Origin of the sequence: Bacillus sp. FSL M7-0791 (assembly GCF_038627085.1) — a bacterium.
Classification (GTDB): Bacteria; Bacillota; Bacilli; order Bacillales; family Bacillaceae; genus Bacillus; species Bacillus safensis.
The window spans coordinates 2,190,304-2,205,744 of record NZ_CP152022.1 but is presented as its reverse complement, the minus strand read 5'-3'; the positions used below and the strand labels follow the sequence as shown (position 1 = coordinate 2,205,744).

General features: G+C 43.1%; 19 protein-coding genes and 1 riboswitch. Of the genes, 16 read left to right on the top strand and 3 right to left on the bottom strand.

The window, feature by feature from the left end; genetic code table 11:
• Positions 1 to 102 precede the first annotated feature (102 nt).
• Positions 103 to 209: riboswitch (glycine riboswitch) on the top strand.
• Between the two features lie 201 nt (positions 210 to 410).
• From gcvT to gcvPB, 3 genes are read left to right on the top strand one after another with little or no spacing between them, the layout of a single operon-like run.
• Positions 411 to 1,508: a glycine cleavage system aminomethyltransferase GcvT gene (gene gcvT, locus MHI08_RS11255; RefSeq protein ID WP_268437367.1), complete on the top strand. Its 1,098-nt coding sequence runs from the start codon at positions 411 to 413 to the stop codon at positions 1,506 to 1,508.
• 16 nt (positions 1,509 to 1,524) lie between these two features.
• Positions 1,525 to 2,871 (top strand): aminomethyl-transferring glycine dehydrogenase subunit GcvPA, encoded by a 1,347-nt coding sequence (gene gcvPA, locus MHI08_RS11250; protein ID WP_034621613.1) that lies wholly within the window; start codon positions 1,525 to 1,527, stop codon positions 2,869 to 2,871.
• The gene (gcvPB, locus tag MHI08_RS11245) at positions 2,864 to 4,324 is read left to right on the top strand and encodes an aminomethyl-transferring glycine dehydrogenase subunit GcvPB (protein ID WP_034621614.1); all 1,461 of its coding nucleotides are present in this window, start codon (positions 2,864 to 2,866) and stop codon (positions 4,322 to 4,324) included. The genes gcvPA and gcvPB overlap by 8 nt, the downstream gene beginning before the upstream one ends.
• A gap of 44 nt (positions 4,325 to 4,368) precedes the next feature.
• Here the strand turns inward: gcvPB and MHI08_RS11240 are convergent, their stop codons facing one another.
• Positions 4,369 to 4,749, bottom strand: a complete 381-nt coding sequence (locus MHI08_RS11240; protein ID WP_024422963.1) for a rhodanese-like domain-containing protein — start codon at positions 4,747 to 4,749, stop codon at positions 4,369 to 4,371.
• Positions 4,750 to 4,968: 219 nt separating this feature from the next.
• Here MHI08_RS11240 and MHI08_RS11235 point away from each other — a divergent pair, with 219 nt between their 5' ends.
• The 3 genes from MHI08_RS11235 to MHI08_RS11225 all read left to right on the top strand — a co-directional run bounded on the left by MHI08_RS11235 (position 4,969) and on the right by MHI08_RS11225 (position 7,305).
• Complete coding sequence (locus MHI08_RS11235) at positions 4,969 to 5,805, top strand: biotin/lipoate A/B protein ligase family protein (RefSeq protein WP_025092982.1); 837 nt, start codon at positions 4,969 to 4,971, stop codon at positions 5,803 to 5,805.
• Between the two features lie 85 nt (positions 5,806 to 5,890).
• A complete protein-coding gene (mntR, locus tag MHI08_RS11230) occupies positions 5,891 to 6,325 on the top strand; it encodes a transcriptional regulator MntR (protein WP_024422961.1) in 435 nt (144 codons plus the stop codon).
• 104 nt (positions 6,326 to 6,429) lie between these two features.
• Complete coding sequence (locus MHI08_RS11225) at positions 6,430 to 7,305, top strand: patatin-like phospholipase family protein (RefSeq protein WP_024422960.1); 876 nt, start codon at positions 6,430 to 6,432, stop codon at positions 7,303 to 7,305.
• Here the strand turns inward: MHI08_RS11225 and MHI08_RS11220 are convergent.
• Positions 7,302 to 7,697 (bottom strand): SA1362 family protein, encoded by a 396-nt coding sequence (locus MHI08_RS11220; protein WP_327823091.1) that lies wholly within the window; start codon positions 7,695 to 7,697, stop codon positions 7,302 to 7,304. The two genes, MHI08_RS11225 and MHI08_RS11220, sit on opposite strands and share 4 nt — an antisense overlap.
• 38 nt (positions 7,698 to 7,735) lie before the next feature.
• Positions 7,736 to 8,692 carry a DUF1385 domain-containing protein gene (locus tag MHI08_RS11215; protein ID WP_087978336.1) on the bottom strand — a complete coding sequence of 319 codons (957 nt, stop codon included), beginning with the start codon at positions 8,690 to 8,692 and terminating at the stop codon, positions 7,736 to 7,738.
• Positions 8,693 to 8,915: 223 nt separating this feature from the next.
• On the opposite strand from MHI08_RS11215, the gene MHI08_RS11210 reads away from it, so the two are divergent.
• The 10 genes from MHI08_RS11210 to spoIIIAE all read left to right on the top strand — a co-directional run bounded on the left by MHI08_RS11210 (position 8,916) and on the right by spoIIIAE (position 15,434).
• Complete coding sequence (locus MHI08_RS11210; RefSeq protein ID WP_034621617.1) at positions 8,916 to 9,443, top strand: YqhR family membrane protein; 528 nt, start codon at positions 8,916 to 8,918, stop codon at positions 9,441 to 9,443.
• 108 nt (positions 9,444 to 9,551) lie between these two features.
• Complete coding sequence (gene aroQ / locus MHI08_RS11205) at positions 9,552 to 9,995, top strand: type II 3-dehydroquinate dehydratase (protein WP_024422956.1); 444 nt, start codon at positions 9,552 to 9,554, stop codon at positions 9,993 to 9,995.
• Positions 9,992 to 11,053 carry a Xaa-Pro peptidase family protein gene (locus tag MHI08_RS11200; RefSeq protein ID WP_024428001.1) on the top strand — a complete coding sequence of 354 codons (1,062 nt, stop codon included), beginning with the start codon at positions 9,992 to 9,994 and terminating at the stop codon, positions 11,051 to 11,053. The genes aroQ and MHI08_RS11200 overlap by 4 nt, the downstream gene beginning before the upstream one ends.
• A gap of 25 nt (positions 11,054 to 11,078) precedes the next feature.
• The gene (efp, locus tag MHI08_RS11195) at positions 11,079 to 11,636 is read left to right on the top strand and encodes an elongation factor P (RefSeq protein WP_024422954.1); all 558 of its coding nucleotides are present in this window, start codon (positions 11,079 to 11,081) and stop codon (positions 11,634 to 11,636) included.
• 168 nt (positions 11,637 to 11,804) lie between these two features.
• Positions 11,805 to 12,086, top strand: coding sequence for a YqhV family protein (locus MHI08_RS11190; RefSeq protein WP_024422953.1), 282 nt, complete (start codon positions 11,805 to 11,807; stop codon positions 12,084 to 12,086).
• 66 nt (positions 12,087 to 12,152) lie between these two features.
• A complete protein-coding gene (gene spoIIIAA / locus MHI08_RS11185) occupies positions 12,153 to 13,076 on the top strand; it encodes a stage III sporulation protein AA (protein WP_342499626.1) in 924 nt (307 codons plus the stop codon).
• Positions 13,070 to 13,585 carry a stage III sporulation protein SpoIIIAB gene (gene spoIIIAB / locus MHI08_RS11180; RefSeq protein WP_342499625.1) on the top strand — a complete coding sequence of 172 codons (516 nt, stop codon included), beginning with the start codon at positions 13,070 to 13,072 and terminating at the stop codon, positions 13,583 to 13,585. Before spoIIIAA ends, spoIIIAB begins: the two co-directional genes overlap by 7 nt.
• Positions 13,586 to 13,604: 19 nt before the next feature.
• Positions 13,605 to 13,811 carry a stage III sporulation protein AC gene (gene spoIIIAC, locus MHI08_RS11175; RefSeq protein WP_003153142.1) on the top strand — a complete coding sequence of 69 codons (207 nt, stop codon included), beginning with the start codon at positions 13,605 to 13,607 and terminating at the stop codon, positions 13,809 to 13,811.
• The gene (gene spoIIIAD, locus MHI08_RS11170; protein ID WP_087978339.1) at positions 13,808 to 14,221 is read left to right on the top strand and encodes a stage III sporulation protein AD; all 414 of its coding nucleotides are present in this window, start codon (positions 13,808 to 13,810) and stop codon (positions 14,219 to 14,221) included. Before spoIIIAC ends, spoIIIAD begins: the two co-directional genes overlap by 4 nt.
• Before the next feature lie 19 nt (positions 14,222 to 14,240).
• Entirely contained in the window at positions 14,241 to 15,434 is a 1,194-nt protein-coding gene (gene spoIIIAE / locus MHI08_RS11165; RefSeq protein ID WP_024422950.1) for a stage III sporulation protein AE, read from the top strand.
• The last annotated feature ends 7 nt before the right edge of the window (positions 15,435 to 15,441 follow it).

Sequence of the window (15,441 nt, the reverse complement as noted above, 5' to 3'; positions counted from 1 at the left end):
TTGCTCTTCATCCATTTCTAATGGTAGGATGTTGATAAGTGATCTAGAAAATAAGTCACCCATTTTGATAGTATGTCCAATAAATGTGAAAAATATGAGCGGATGATGGTATGGGGAGAGACTTGGCGGTTATTTTGCACCGGCAGGCGCCGAAGGAGCAAGCTGAATGATTCAGTGAATCTCTCAGGCAAAAGTACTCTTACCGGACGCAACTCTGGAGAGTGTTTGCTTAAGGGTTTTAGCAAACCACCAAAGGGGAAAACGCACAATGATATTGTGCTGTAAACTTTCAGGTGCAAGGACAGAGACTTCTTTTTGATAAAAGGGAGCGCTCTGTCCTTTTTTGCTGTGATTTTTTTCTGAAAATTCAGCTTGCATTTGCACTGTGAGAAAAAAGGGGGAAACGATTGATGTTGAAACGAACACCGCTTTTTCATGCGTATGAAACGTTTGGCGCAAAAACCATTGACTTCGGGGGCTGGGAATTACCTGTCCAATTTTCTTCCATTAAAGAAGAACATGAAGCTGTTCGAACAAAAGCAGGGCTTTTTGATGTGTCTCACATGGGTGAGGTGGACGTCAAAGGTCAAGGTGCCCTTCCATTTTTACAAAGGTTATTAACCAATGATGTGTCTAAGCTGACAGACGGTAAGGCACTATATACAGCCATGTGTTATGAAGATGGCGGAACGGTAGATGACCTGCTCGTCTACCAAAAAGAAAAGAATCACTATTTGCTTGTCATCAATGCATCAAATATCGATAAAGACGTGGATTGGCTTTTGAAGCACCAAGAGAAGGATGATGTATTGATCAAAAATATGTCTGATCAAACCGCCTTGCTAGCGCTTCAAGGACCTCTTGCAGCTGACATCATCAAAGAGGTGGCGGGTGAAGAGGTGACATCGCTTAAGCCATTTACATTTTTATCAAAAGCTGAGGTCGCAAATAAAGAAGTGCTCGTTTCCAGAACAGGCTACACAGGGGAAGATGGCTTTGAAATCTACTGCCAGTCAGAAGATGCGGTCCACCTTTGGTCAGCTTTATTAGAAGCGGGGCAGCCGAAAGGACTCATTCCATGCGGACTCGGTGCACGTGACACCTTAAGATTTGAAGCAAGACTTCCGCTTTATGGCCAGGAGCTGACAAAGGATATCTCTCCATTAGAAGGCGGAATTGGTTTTGCTGTCAAAACGGATAAAGAAGCTGATTTTATCGGAAAAGCAGCACTTAAAAAACAAAAAGAAGAGGGACTGAAGCGAAAGCTTGTCGGCATTGAAATGATTGATAAAGGGATTCCGCGTACAGATTATCCAGTCTTTTCAGGAGAAAAGCAGGTTGGGATTGTCACAACGGGCACCCAATCCCCAACATTAAAGAAAAATGTCGGGCTTGCTTTGATCGAAACCTCAGTGGCGGAGCTTGGGGCAGAGGTGGAAGTACAAGTTCGCAAAAAACGTCTAAAAGCCAAAATCGTCGCAACACCATTTTATAAAAGAGCCAAATAACGAGGGGGAATAGAGGATGAAGCACAGGTATTTGCCGCAAACAGAGCAAGATCAAAAAGAAATGCTGGATGTCATCGGCGTTCAGTCGATTGATGAGCTTTTTTCAGATATCCCAGAGAAAGTTCGATTCAAAGGAGCATACAACATCAAAGAAGCCGCATCTGAAACAGCGCTTGTCAGGGAATTATCCCGACTAGCTGCAAAGAATAAGGATACAGTTTCCTATGCATCGTTTCTTGGTGCAGGTGTATATGATCATTACCAGCCTGTCATTGTCGATCATGTGATCTCACGCTCTGAATTTTATACAGCGTATACACCTTATCAGCCGGAAATTTCGCAAGGTGAATTGCAAGCGATCTTTGAATTTCAAACAATGATTGCTGAGCTGACTGGTATGGACCTTGCCAACTCCTCGATGTATGATGGCGGGACGGCACTGGCTGAAGCGGCAATGCTCGCTGCGGGACACACAAAGAAGAAAAAAGTGGTTGTTTCTGAAACGGTTCACCCTGAATCAAGAGCGGTGCTGAAAACATACGCCAAAGGACAAAACATTGAAGTTATTGAAGTGCCTGCGAAAAAAGGGCAGACAGATCTAGCTGCATTGGAAAAAGCGGTCTGCGATGATACAGCAGCAGTTCTCGTGCAATATCCAAACTTTTTTGGTGTAGTCGAGCCGTTAAAAGACATTGAACCTATTGCACATAAAGGAAAAAGCCTATTCATTGTCTCTAGCAATCCCCTCGCACTCGGACTATTGACGCCGCCTGGAAAACTCGGGGCAGATATTGTCGTTGGTGATGCGCAGCCGTTTGGCATCCCGGCTGCATTTGGCGGACCTCACTGCGGATATTTTGCTGTGACGAAAAAGTTGATGAGAAAAGTGCCAGGTCGTTTAGTCGGGCAGACAGAAGATGAAAATGGTGTTCGTGGATTTGTTCTGACCCTTCAAGCGCGTGAGCAGCATATTCGAAGAGATAAAGCGACGTCAAATATTTGCTCAAACCAAGCATTAAATGCATTAGCTGCTTCTGTTGCCATGACGGCACTAGGGAAAACAGGCATAAAAGATATCGCCTATCAAAACGTGCAAAAAGCCCATTATGCCAAAACGCAGGCAGAAAAATATGGACTGCAGGCGGATGTAGAAGGGGCTCATTTTAATGAATTTGTGATCAAGTTACAGGAGCCTGTGAAAGAAGCCAATAAACGATTGCTTGAAAAAGGAATCATCGGCGGCTACGACTTGGGGCTAGACTACCCAGAGCTTCAGCAGCACATGCTTGTAGCCGTGACAGAGCTAAGAACAAAAGAAGAAATTGATACGTTTATCAAGGAATTGGGGGATCGCCATGAATAAACAAGATCAGCCGCTTATTTTTGAATTATCTAAAGAAGGAAGAATAGGGTACAGCCTGCCTGATTTAGATGTACCTGAACAGGAGATCCCGTCTTTATTTGATGAGACGTACATCCGTGATGAGGATGCTGAGCTTCCTGAAGTATCTGAGCTTGATATTATGCGTCATTATACAGCATTATCAAGACGCAATCATGGGGTTGATTCCGGATTTTATCCTCTTGGCTCATGCACGATGAAATATAATCCAAAGATTAATGAAAAGGTTGCACGCCTTGCAGGGTTCTCGCAGGTTCATCCGCTACAAGAGGCAGACACTGTGCAAGGTGCATTAGAATTACTATACGATCTAGGTGAACATCTTGAAGAAATTACGGGAATGGACGCTGTGACATTACAGCCTGCGGCAGGAGCACACGGCGAGTGGACGGGACTCATGATGATCCGTGCGTATCATGAAGCAAGGGGAGATCATCAGCGTACAAAAGTCATTGTGCCTGATTCTGCTCATGGAACGAACCCGGCATCCGCGACAGTCGCTGGATTTGAAACCATTACCGTCGCATCTGACGAAAATGGGCTTGTTGATTTAGAAGATTTACGCCGCGTTGTTAATGAAGAAACAGCTGCTTTAATGCTTACAAACCCGAATACACTAGGCCTCTTTGAAGAAAATATTTTAGAAATGGCTGAAATCGTTCATGAAGCTGGCGGTAAGCTTTATTATGATGGAGCCAACTTGAACGCTGTTTTAAGCAGAGCAAGACCAGGAGATATGGGATTTGACGTTGTCCACTTAAATCTTCACAAAACCTTTACAGGCCCGCACGGAGGCGGAGGTCCTGGCTCAGGTCCTGTTGGCGTTAAAAAGGAATTAATTCCTTATTTGCCAAAGCCGGTGCTTGTGAAGAAGGAAGGCCGTTTTTACTTTGATCATGACCGTCCAGAATCAATTGGGCGCGTGAAGCCATTCTATGGCAACTTTGGCATTAACGTCAGAGCTTATGCGTACATCCGCTCTATGGGGCCAGACGGCTTAAAGGCTGTAACCGATAATGCCGTGTTAAATGCGAACTATATGATGCGCCGCTTAAGTGCTCATTATGATTTGCCGTTTGATCGTCACTGTAAGCATGAATTTGTCCTTTCAGGTAAACGTCAGAAAAAATTAGGTGTGCGGACACTGGATATTGCCAAACGATTACTTGATTTCGGCTACCATCCGCCAACGATCTACTTCCCGCTCAATGTAGAGGAATGTATCATGATTGAACCGACTGAAACAGAATCAAAAGAAACACTTGATGCATTCATCGAAGCAATGATTCAGATAGCGAAAGAAGCAGAAGAGAATCCTGAAGTGGTGCAGGAAGCGCCGCATACAACGGTCGTGAAACGTATGGATGAAACAAAGGCCGCACGGAATCCAGTTCTCGTTTTTGAAAGAAAATAAAGAAAAAAGACTCAGGGGGAATCATGCTCCCAGAGTCTTTTTAGTTAGTTCTTCGTTTTAATGCGGCCGCCCCATTTTTTAAAGCCGCCTTTTAAATTATAAATCTCACGGCAGCCGTTTTTACGTAAAGTTTGGGCTGCTTTTCCGCTTCTAAAATTATTTTGACAATAGAGATAAACAGGCTTGTCAGGACGTATTTCATTTTTGCGCTGCTTTAGTTGGGAAAGGGGGATATTTCTTGCCCCTAAAATATGTCCGCCTTCAAACTCATTTGGCTCTCTCACATCAATGAGCTGGGCTTTGCGGTAACCTTTAATAAATTCTTCTTCCGTCAGCGTTTTCATAATGCGCTGCTGATAAATGTAGCTGCCGATGGAATAAAGAACGAAAAGTCCACAAAGTGAGAGGACGATATAGTTGAATATTGACAATACAACTCGACTCCTTCTTGAGCATCAGCACAGTAGCCTGTCTGATGGTACGTTTTAGACAAATACTATTATAGTAAAGCATAAGAAACTTGTCATCATAAATGGTAAGAATTATTTTCAATTCCGTCCCTATTTGATAGACTGATGAAGAGAGAAAACCGGTGGTCACCACCATCATCTAACATTGACTACGTAAAAGAGAAGGGATTTTATATGCAAAAAGAGAAATGGTGTTTCATTGATTCAGGAAACCAAGACCCTGCCTTTAACATGGCAATGGACGAAGCCTTGCTTTATTGGCATAGCGAGAAGCTCATTCCGCCTGTTATCCGCTTTTATGGATGGAATCCGGCGACATTATCTGTTGGGTATTTTCAGAACGTTGAAAAAGAAATCAACCTAGAAGCCGTCAAGCGATATGGTCTTGGATTTGTCCGCAGACCAACCGGAGGACGGGGAGTACTTCATGACCAGGAGCTGACCTACAGCGTGATTGTGTCAGAGGAACATCCAGAAATGCCAGCGACGGTGACAGAGGCGTACCGCGTTATTTCAGAAGGCATTTTAGAGGGCTTTAAAGAGCTGGGACTCGATGCGTATTTTGCCATTCCTCGAACAGATAAAGAAAAGGAAAGCTTAAAGAACCCAAGATCATCTGTATGCTTTGATGCCCCTTCTTGGTACGAGCTTGTTGTAGAAGGCAGAAAGGTAGCGGGCAGTGCTCAGACGAGACAAAAAGGTGTCATTCTCCAGCATGGATCTATTTTAATTGACCTTGATGAGGACAAATTGTTCGATTTGTTCCTTTATCCAAACGACCGGGTGAGAGAGCGGATGCAGCGAAGCTTTAAAAACAAAGCGGTTGCCATCAATGAAATCTCAAACCGAACATGTACAATAGACGATGCGCGTGCTGCGTTTAAAAGAGGGTTTGAAAAAGGATTAAATATTGAGCTTGAACCTTATGAGCTGACAGATGAAGAATTAGCGTTTGTCCATCATCTCGCAAAAACGAAATATGCCTCAGATGATTGGAATTACAAGCGTTAAGCCGAAGGACACTCCTTGTTTTTTAATGAACGATGGTGTAGAATTGGGTTGATTATTAAGTAAAGGTGCATTATGGAGGGGTTTTATGACTACACCTAGTATGGAAGATTACATTGAACAAATTTATATGCTGATAGAAGATAAAGGATATGCCAGAGTCTCTGATATTGCAGAAGCACTCGCTGTCCATCCCTCCTCTGTAACAAAAATGGTTCAGAAGCTAGATAAAGATGAATACCTCATTTATGAGAAGTATCGTGGTCTAATTTTAACCCCGAAAGGCAAAAAAATTGGAAAACGTCTCGTATACAGACATGAACTGCTAGAGCAATTTTTAAGAATCATTGGTGTAGATGAAGAGAAAATTTATGATGATGTAGAAGGCATTGAACATCATCTCAGCTGGAACAGTATTGACCGCATCGGCGATCTCGTTCAATTTTTTGAAGAAAACGATGAGCGATCTGTTCAGCTGAAAGCGATTCAAAAGAAAAACGAACAAACAAATCAAGAATCTTAATCAAAAAGGACACCCTCAGCATGGGTGTCCTTTTTGATTAAAGTTCTAATTGAAAGCAAAAGCTCCTACACTATTATTAGCGTGAAATCAAAGGGGGCTCCTTGATGAAGATAGATGGTGTGTTCTCAGGTGGAGGCATTAAGGGGGCAGCGCTTGCAGGTGCCTATGAAGCGCTTGAAGCGAGAGGATTTCAATTTGTCCGTCTTGCTGGTACAAGTGCTGGAGCAATCATTGCTTCACTCATCGCAGCAGGTTTTACAAGCCAGGAAATTCGCACGCTTTTAGATGAAATGGATGAGCATCAATTGCTTGATAGGAGATGTCAATTCATCCCCTTTAAAATGCTCAGGTGGGTATCCATTTACTGGCGTCTCGGTCTTTATAAAGGAGACCGGCTGGAAAAATGGCTGACTGATGTGCTAAAACGAAAGGGGGTCACCGTGTTTGGAGACCTCAAAAAAGATTCACTGAAAATCGTTGCGTCCGATTTAACGAATGGAAAAATCCTTGTTCTGCCAGACGACCTTCCTTCATATGGCTTAAATCCAGAGCGGTTTTCCGTTGCGAGGGCCATTCGAATGAGCTGCAGCCTGCCGTATTTTTTCGAACCTGTCAAACTGAAGTCATCAAAAGGCATTTGTACCATTGTAGATGGAGGAGTGCTGAGCAATTTTCCAATTTGGCTGTTTGCTGAAGAGAAAAAAAGACCGTTCGTCGGTGTCACATTAACGCCAAACGAAAAAGAACGCCCTCAACACTCCATCCGCAATGCGTTTGAACTGTTTGGCGCTCTTTTTGAAACGATGCGTGGTGCTCATGACGAAAGACATATCGCCACAAAACACGAACGTCATATTATTTTTATTCCTGTAGAACACGTCATTGCCACTGATTTTCAACTCATGACAGAAAAGAAAAAGGCGCTCGTCGATCTAGGCAGACAGAAGGCCGAGCAATTTTTAAAAAGCTGGACATTTTAAAATAAGGCGCGATTCTTCTTTTTGTTTTTCTTGCCTTCAATCACAGTCAAATGTGTTTGGCTTTTCTTTTTGAGAAGGACGGGCTTAGCCTTGTGGTCAGTCGGCACGCTTCGCAAATGAGTGACCCGATTTTTCATCTGGCTTTTCGTTTTTGGTTTAGGCTGCTGGTAGCGACGTTTTGATTGTTTGACTGCTTTACGATAAAGATTGCCCTCTGTTCCAGTTCTTCGATTCATCAGCCATCTAAATAGGAAAAACAAAACCGCTCCAATGATCACAACAGACAGCAGCATGGTAAAAAGTCTGCCTGGGTTCGTTGTGAGTAAGTACACAAATCCCAAAACACCTAAAGCGAAAATAATGGTAAAAGCAGGATGTACTCGGCGATTCATAACTGTCCACCTCCGAAGGAATTTACCGGATTTATAAGTTAGATCACTTGATGAGCAGAATCTGACGCTTGTTTCAGAGATACTTCCTCTAAACGAAGAAGTTCATTAAAACTTGCAATGGCTACCTCGACTTGATCGTCAGAAGGTTCTTTTGTTGTGAGCAATTGCAGCCAAAGGCCAGGATAGCCAAGCACTTTAAGCACAGGCACTTCTCGGAGTTTGTTCGTGAATTGAAGCACTTCAAATGAAATGCCCAGAACAACCGGAATAAGTGCCAAGCGGTTCAGAACTCTCACCCATAAAGGATCTGTCGGTACGAGTAAATAGACGAACATCCCGACAATGACAGTGAATAAAATAAAGCTGCTGCCGCATCGATAATGCAGACGAGATTGCTTTTGGACATTTTCCACTGTGATGTCAAGGTTCTGTTCATAGCAGTTTATGACTTTATGTTCTGCCCCATGATATTGAAATACTCTTTTAATTAAAGGGGTCATGGAAATAAAGTAAATATAGCCTAATAAAAGGACCAATTTGAAGAATGTTTCCACTGCGATTTGTGCGAAATTCCCTGAAAAGATGGGACGCACAAGCTCTGCTAAAAAGACAGGTACCAGGGTAAAGACAAATTTACTAAAGAGTAGAGAGAGAACTCCGATCACAGCAATGCCGAAGATCATGGATAATTTCGAGCTTTTTTGTTCTTTTTCAAGAGTATGATCTTCAGAAGGATCTAAGTCATATCGCTCACTGGAGAAGTTTAAGTGCTTACTGCCGTTTGCGCTTGCTTCAACAAGTGCAGCAACACCCCTGACAAAGGGGATTTTCTTGAGAAAGGCGGTTCGTTTATTGGAGGTCCGGGGAAGCTTCAAAAACTCAATGGACTGGTCCTTTCGCCGAATCGCTGTCACATAGTTCTTCTTACCTCCGAACATGACACCTTCGACAACTGCCTGCCCTCCATAAGCTGGAGGTTTTGTTTGATTGGACATATTTCATCAACCTGCCTGTTTCCTGTAATTTACATGCATTTCCTTATACCTTTATTGTACAGGAAATGAGGGGAAATCACTAGCGCACAGGTCGATTATCTACTAGAATTCTATCTACCTCTTTTTAGCCAGTATACCCTGTTTTAAAAATTTTACACTCACGCATGGAAATCCTTTTTTTTCATGACATTTTGGACATACTACTTGCTGGAGGTGTTCACAAATGAAACGTGATGAAAAGAAAAACCAAGAAGAAAAAAATCAGTCCGTGCAAACGACATCACTTGTGGCAAGAGCGGCTGCTACAGGCTTTGTCGGCGGTGTTTTTTGGGGCTTTATCGGGTTTCTGACCCATGTGTTTCATTTTTCAGAGGTGAGTCCCAATATGCTGCTTCAGCCATTTGTGCTTGGAGAATGGAAAAAGGGAGGACTTGGTACTTTTATCAGTATTGTGCTGTTAGGAGTTTTATCGATTGGAGCCGCCTTTATTTATTTTGGGCTTTTAAAAAGGATCAAAGGCTTTTGGATGGGTTTAGTATATGGCGGGCTTTTATGGCTGCTCGTTTTTTACGTATTTAATCCCATTTTCCCAGATGTAAAGCAAGTACAAGAGTTGCAGCAAAGCACCGTTGTCACGACATTTTGCCTATATATTTTATATGGCATGTTTGTCGGGTACAGCATTTCGTTTGAATATAATGAATTGACGAGTCAAAAGCTTGCGAGGGCACTCGGGAAAAAGACAGAATAAAGTGTAAATCGCCTATTCATATGATAAAATATTTTTGGAAACGAAAGGTTTCTAAGGAAAAAGAAACAGATCTCGATATAGATTGAATTAGGGTGAAGGAGTGGTCATATGCCTCATTTTCTTGTACTGAATGGACCCAATTTAAATAGGCTTGGCAAAAGAGAGCCTGCTGTTTATGGAAGTAAGACGCTGACAGATTTAGAGACGGATTTGTTCCAGTTCGCAGAACGAGCAAACATCCAATTAACGTTCTTTCAATCAAATCACGAAGGGGATTTGATTGATGCGCTCCATGAAGCAGAAGATCAATACGATGGTGTCGTATTTAACCCGGGTGCATTTACCCACTACAGCTATGCGCTGAGAGATGCCATTGCAAGTATTTCTTTATCAGTCATTGAAGTACATATCACAAATGTTCATAAGAGAGAGGAATTCCGCCATCATTCTGTACTTGCTCCTGTATGCCAAGGACAAATCGTTGGGCTTGGCTTAGAAGGGTATAAATTGGCGATTCGTTATTTAGTCAGTGAAGGGGGAGCAGTATCATGAAACTTGAAAAACTAAGAGCACTATTAAGTGAATTAGAGATCGATGGCCTTGTCATTACGAGCAGTTTTAATTTACAGTATATGACCAGCTTTACCGGATCAGCCGGTCTTGCTGTCGTTTCAAAGGACCGGGCAGCTTTTATCACGGACTTCCGCTATACAGAGCAAGCGAAGGATCAAGTCAAAGGCTATGACATCATTGAACATAAAGGAAACATTGTGGAAACGGCTGCTCAAACGGCAAAGGAATTTGGAGTGAAACGCCTTGGGTTCGAACAAAACCATATGACATTTGCCACATATCAGCAGTACGCAGCCAAAGCAGGCGGTATAGAGCTTGTTCCAGTCTCTGAATCAGTTGAAAAGTTGCGCTTGATTAAGTCTAGTGAAGAGATTAAGATATTAGAGGAAGCTGCGAAGATTGCAGATCACGCCTTTGATCATATTCTCACTTACATCAAGCCGGGCCTGACGGAAATTGCTGTCATGAACGAGCTTGAATTTTTCATGAGAAAAGAAGGTGCTGAAGGATCTTCATTCGATATGATAGTTGCCTCAGGTGTTCGTTCAAGCCTGCCTCACGGAAGAGCGAGTGAAAAGGTGATTGAATCTGGTGATTTAGTGACACTCGATTTTGGTGCTTACTATAAAGGCTATTGTTCTGATATGACAAGAACGATTGCTGTCGGAACACCAAGCGACAAGCTAAAGGAAATTTATCATATCGTATTAGAAGCAGAAAACGCTGGTGTGGATAGAATCAAGCCAGGCTTAACAGGAAAAGAAGCTGATCGCATCACACGAGACATCATTGAAAAGTATGGCTATGGTCAATACTTCGGGCATTCAACCGGGCACGGGCTAGGTATGGAAGTACATGAAGCGCCAGGCCTTTCCTCACGATCAGAGGTCGTCTTAGAAGAGGGAATGGTCGTCACAGTTGAGCCGGGGATTTACTTGCCAGATGTCGGCGGCGTGAGAATTGAGGATGATATTGTCCTGACAGCTGACGGCAATAAACGATTGACCCACTCACCGAAAGAACTTATCATATTATGATGGTGAAATGTAGGAGGATGACAAAATGATTTCAGTAAACGATTTTCGTACTGGCCTGACAATTGAAGTGGACGGCGGTATTTGGCGAGTAGTGGATTTTCAGCACGTAAAACCAGGGAAAGGCGCAGCGTTTGTTCGTTCGAAACTCCGTAACCTGCGTACAGGTGCCATTCAAGAAAAAACATTCCGCGCAGGCGAAAAAGTAGCGAAAGCACAAATCGAAACAAAAACAATGCAATACTTGTATGCAAATGGCGATCAGCATGTCTTCATGGATACAAGTTCTTATGAGCAGCTTGAACTAAGTGAAGCACAAATTAAAGATGAGCTGAAATATTTGCTTGAAAATATGTCTGTTCAAATCGTGATGTACGGTGCTGAAACTCTTGGAGTAGAACTTCCAAACACAGTAGAACTAGAAGTAGTAGAAACAGAGCCTGGTATTAAAGGTGACACAACATCAGGCGGCTCAAAACCTGCAAAAACTGAAACTGGTTTAATCGTCAACGTTCCTTTCTTTGTGAACCAAGGAGATAAACTAGTGATTAATACATCTGACGGCTCATACGTTTCAAGAGCGTAATGAACGAAAAAAGACTGTAAACCTCGTGTTTACAGTCTTTTTTTATTGGAAAAATGACTCCTCAAGGCAGGCCTTCTCTATTCTCTCATTCATCTCTCTTTCTTCTTGAAAAACAAGACTACTTCCAGCTGGTCAAGCATATAGTGTAAAAAAAGCTGGAGGTTCTATATGAAACAATTTCTCCCAGGTCTACACCCGTCAGTCGCTGCAATGGCAGGCATGAGATTCTTATCCGCCGCCATTGAACTGACGGCAGCCATCCTTATTTTAATCACCAATGATGTACGGAAAGCGGTAGTCATCAATAGTATATTGGCAATCATCGGGCCGCTCATTTTTATTATCACGATGACGATTGGAATCTATCAAATTGCCGGGCAGCTATCCTATGCAAAGCTCGTGTTCATTTTCATTGGTGTCGTGTTTATTCTTGTTGGGATCTATAAGTGAAACGGCTTGGCATAATTAACGGCTCACATCATACATTTTAGAGAAGAAAAAAAGGAGGGGAATTCGTTGCGGAGTTTGTTGGATATTCTCCCGCACTCGATTGGACAAGAACTCAGGCTGCTGAAAGAGGCAGAATGGGCGCAAATAGAAGAAATCCGCATTCGCACGGATCGTCCTATTGAATTAATGCAGGGAGGAAAACCACGTTTCCTTTCTTATCGCACCACCTGGGAAGATGCGTCTCAGCTATTAGGCAGGCTGAGCAATTACAGCATGTACACACTTGAGGAAGAGCTAAAACAGGGCTATATCACGATAACTGGCGGACACCGGGTAGGACTTGCTGGAAAGGTGATCGTTGAAAACGGATTTGTCAAAGGGTTAAGAGATATCTCTTCATTTAATATCCGCATTGCCAAAGAAAAAATCGGGATTGCGCTTCCTTTTCTTCCTTATTTATATGAAGAGCATTGGCACAATACACTCATCATCGGTCCCCCGCAAACGGGGAAAACCACATTGCTCCGGGATATAGCACGTCTTGCTAGTACAGGCACAAAAACCATTCCTCCTAGAAAAACAGGCATTATTGATGAGCGTTCTGAAATCGCCGGATGTATCAGAGGAGTGCCGCAGCACCATTTTGGCCACCGGATTGATGTACTCGATGCATGTCCAAAGGCTGAAGGATTGATGATGATGATTCGGTCTATGAGCCCAGAGGTCATGATTGTCGATGAAATCGGAAAAAGTGAGGATGTCGAGGCACTTTTAGAAGCGATTCATGCCGGAGTCAACATCATCGTCTCAGCTCATGGATATTCACTTGAAGATGTATATAAACGGCCTTCTTTTAAACCGTTATGGGAGCTTCGTGTGTTTGAACGATATGTTGAATTAAATCGAAACAATGGGCCTGGCACGATCGGGCGGATGTACGGCGGGGACGGCCAAGAGATGAAATGGAGGCGGGGAGTGGACGTATGTTAAAGCTCATTGGCGCTATTTTCATTGTCGCGGCCACGACTTGGGGAGGATTCGATTTTGCCAAACGATATAGCGACAGACCTAAACAAATTCGGCAGCTTCGGTTTGCTCTCCAGTCTCTTGAAGCTGAAATTATGTATGGTCAAACCCCTTTAGCACGGGCGGCAGAGCAAATTGCAGCACAGGTAGGTCCACCTGTGAATCAGCTGTTTGAACAATTTGCAGAAAAGCTGAAAGTGGGGACCTTTTCTGCACGCCATGCATGGAACGAAAGTCTTGAAGATGTTTGGAAAAAAACCGTATTGAAAAAAGGCGAATATGAGGCGTTGAAGCACTTTGGAGAAACACTTGGCCAGCATGATGTCACTTCTCAGCAAAAGTATATCAAGCTTGCTTTAGGCCATTTGGAATCAGAGGAGAAAGAAGCTGAAATCGCCCAAGCGAAAAATGAAAAAATGGTCAGAAGCCTCGGATTTTTAAGCGGATTACTACTGATTCTTTTATTGATGTGAGAGGAAGGGAGTCGAGAGCATGGGCGTTGATGTAAACGTCATTTTTCAAATTGCCGGAGTAGGCATCGTCGTGGCCTTTCTCCATACGATTTTAGACCAAATGGGGAAGAAAGAGTACGCTCAGTGGGTGACGCTGCTTGGGTTTATCTACATTTTGTTTATGGTGGCAACCATTGTAGACGATTTGTTTAAAAAGATTAAAGCCGTATTTCTATTTCAAGGATAGGGGAGGGCTTACAAATCGAAATCATACAAATTGTTGGACTTGGTTTAATCGCTACTTTTTTAGCATTAATCGTCAAAGAACAAAAGCCAACCTTCGCCTTTATGCTTGTTGTTTTTACCGGATGTGTCATTTTTCTTTATTTAATTGATCAAATCTATGCCATTATCTCGATGATTGAAAAAATTGCAGCAAGTGCCGGCGTCAATATGAAGTATGTTGAAACCATATTGAAGATTATTGGCATTGCCTATATTGCGGAATTTGGCGCTCAGCTGACGAAGGATGCTGGACAAGGCGCCATTGCATCCAAAATAGAGCTAGGCGGCAAGATTCTCATCTTGGTGATGGCAGTCCCGATTTTAACAGTCATCATTGAGACGATCTTAGGAATGATCCCGTCCATGACGTAAATGAAAAGAGGTGATGACAATGAAACGGGTGACCGCTGTAATGGGATTGATGCTTTTCTTTTGGCTGATTGCTCCGCATGCAGGGGCAGAAGAAAAAGAACCTTTATCTAATGAACAGCCAGCAGCACAGGAAGTGGCGAATGGACAGGCTGATGCACTTGAGCTTCATTCCATCAGTGACTTTTGGGAAACCATTTTGGACGAGTATGGCGGCTTTTTGCCAGAAAGCCAAAAGGGCACAGTGAAGGAAATGATTGACGGCGATAAAGAGCTGTCTCCCCAAACATGGCTGAAAGCCTTTGTACATTATCTGTTTCACGAGGTCATTGCAAACGGAAAGCTTCTAGGTACTCTGATTTTACTCACCATCTTTTGTTCGCTTTTGCAGCTTTTACAAAATGCCTTTGAACAAAGCACCGTCAGCAAAGTCGCATATGCTCTTGTTTATATGGTGCTGATTATTATTGCACTTAACAGCTTTCATGTGGCGATTTCCTATGCTACAGAAGCCATTCAAACGATGACCAGTTTTATTCTTGCTCTTATTCCTCTTTTACTAGCGCTTATTGCTTCATCAGGCGGGCTTGTCTCAGCCGGATTCTTTCATCCCGTTATTATATTTTTAATGAACACGAGCGGTGTTTTCATTCAGTATGTCGTTCTCCCGCTCATCTTTTTATCTGCAATATTGAGCATTATCAGTACGCTGACCGAACAATACAAGGTCACCCAGCTTGCCCAGCTGTTAAGAAATGTGGCAATTGGAGGGCTTGCCGTTTTTTTAACCGTTTTTCTCGGCGTCATTTCCGTTCAGGGTGCATCTGCGGCCGTTACGGATGGAATCGCTCTGCGTACAGCCAAATTCATTACCGGAAACTTCATCCCTGTCCTAGGCAGAATGTTTACAGATGCGACCGATACCGTGATCAGCGCCTCTGTTTTACTCAAAAATACAGTCGGACTAGTTGGGGTCGCCATTTTGATTTCAATTGCCGCTTTCCCGGCGATTAAAGTGCTTTCGTTAGCCCTTATCTATAAGCTTGCTGCTGCCATCCTTCAGCCGTTAGGGGGCGGACCCATCATCAGCTGTCTTGATGTCATTTCAAAAAGTGTGCTGTATATATTTGCCGCACTTGCTGTAGTGTCGCTCATGTTCTTTTTAAGCATTACCGTCATCATCACTGCGGGTAACCTGACCATGATGATGAAGTAAGGAGGGG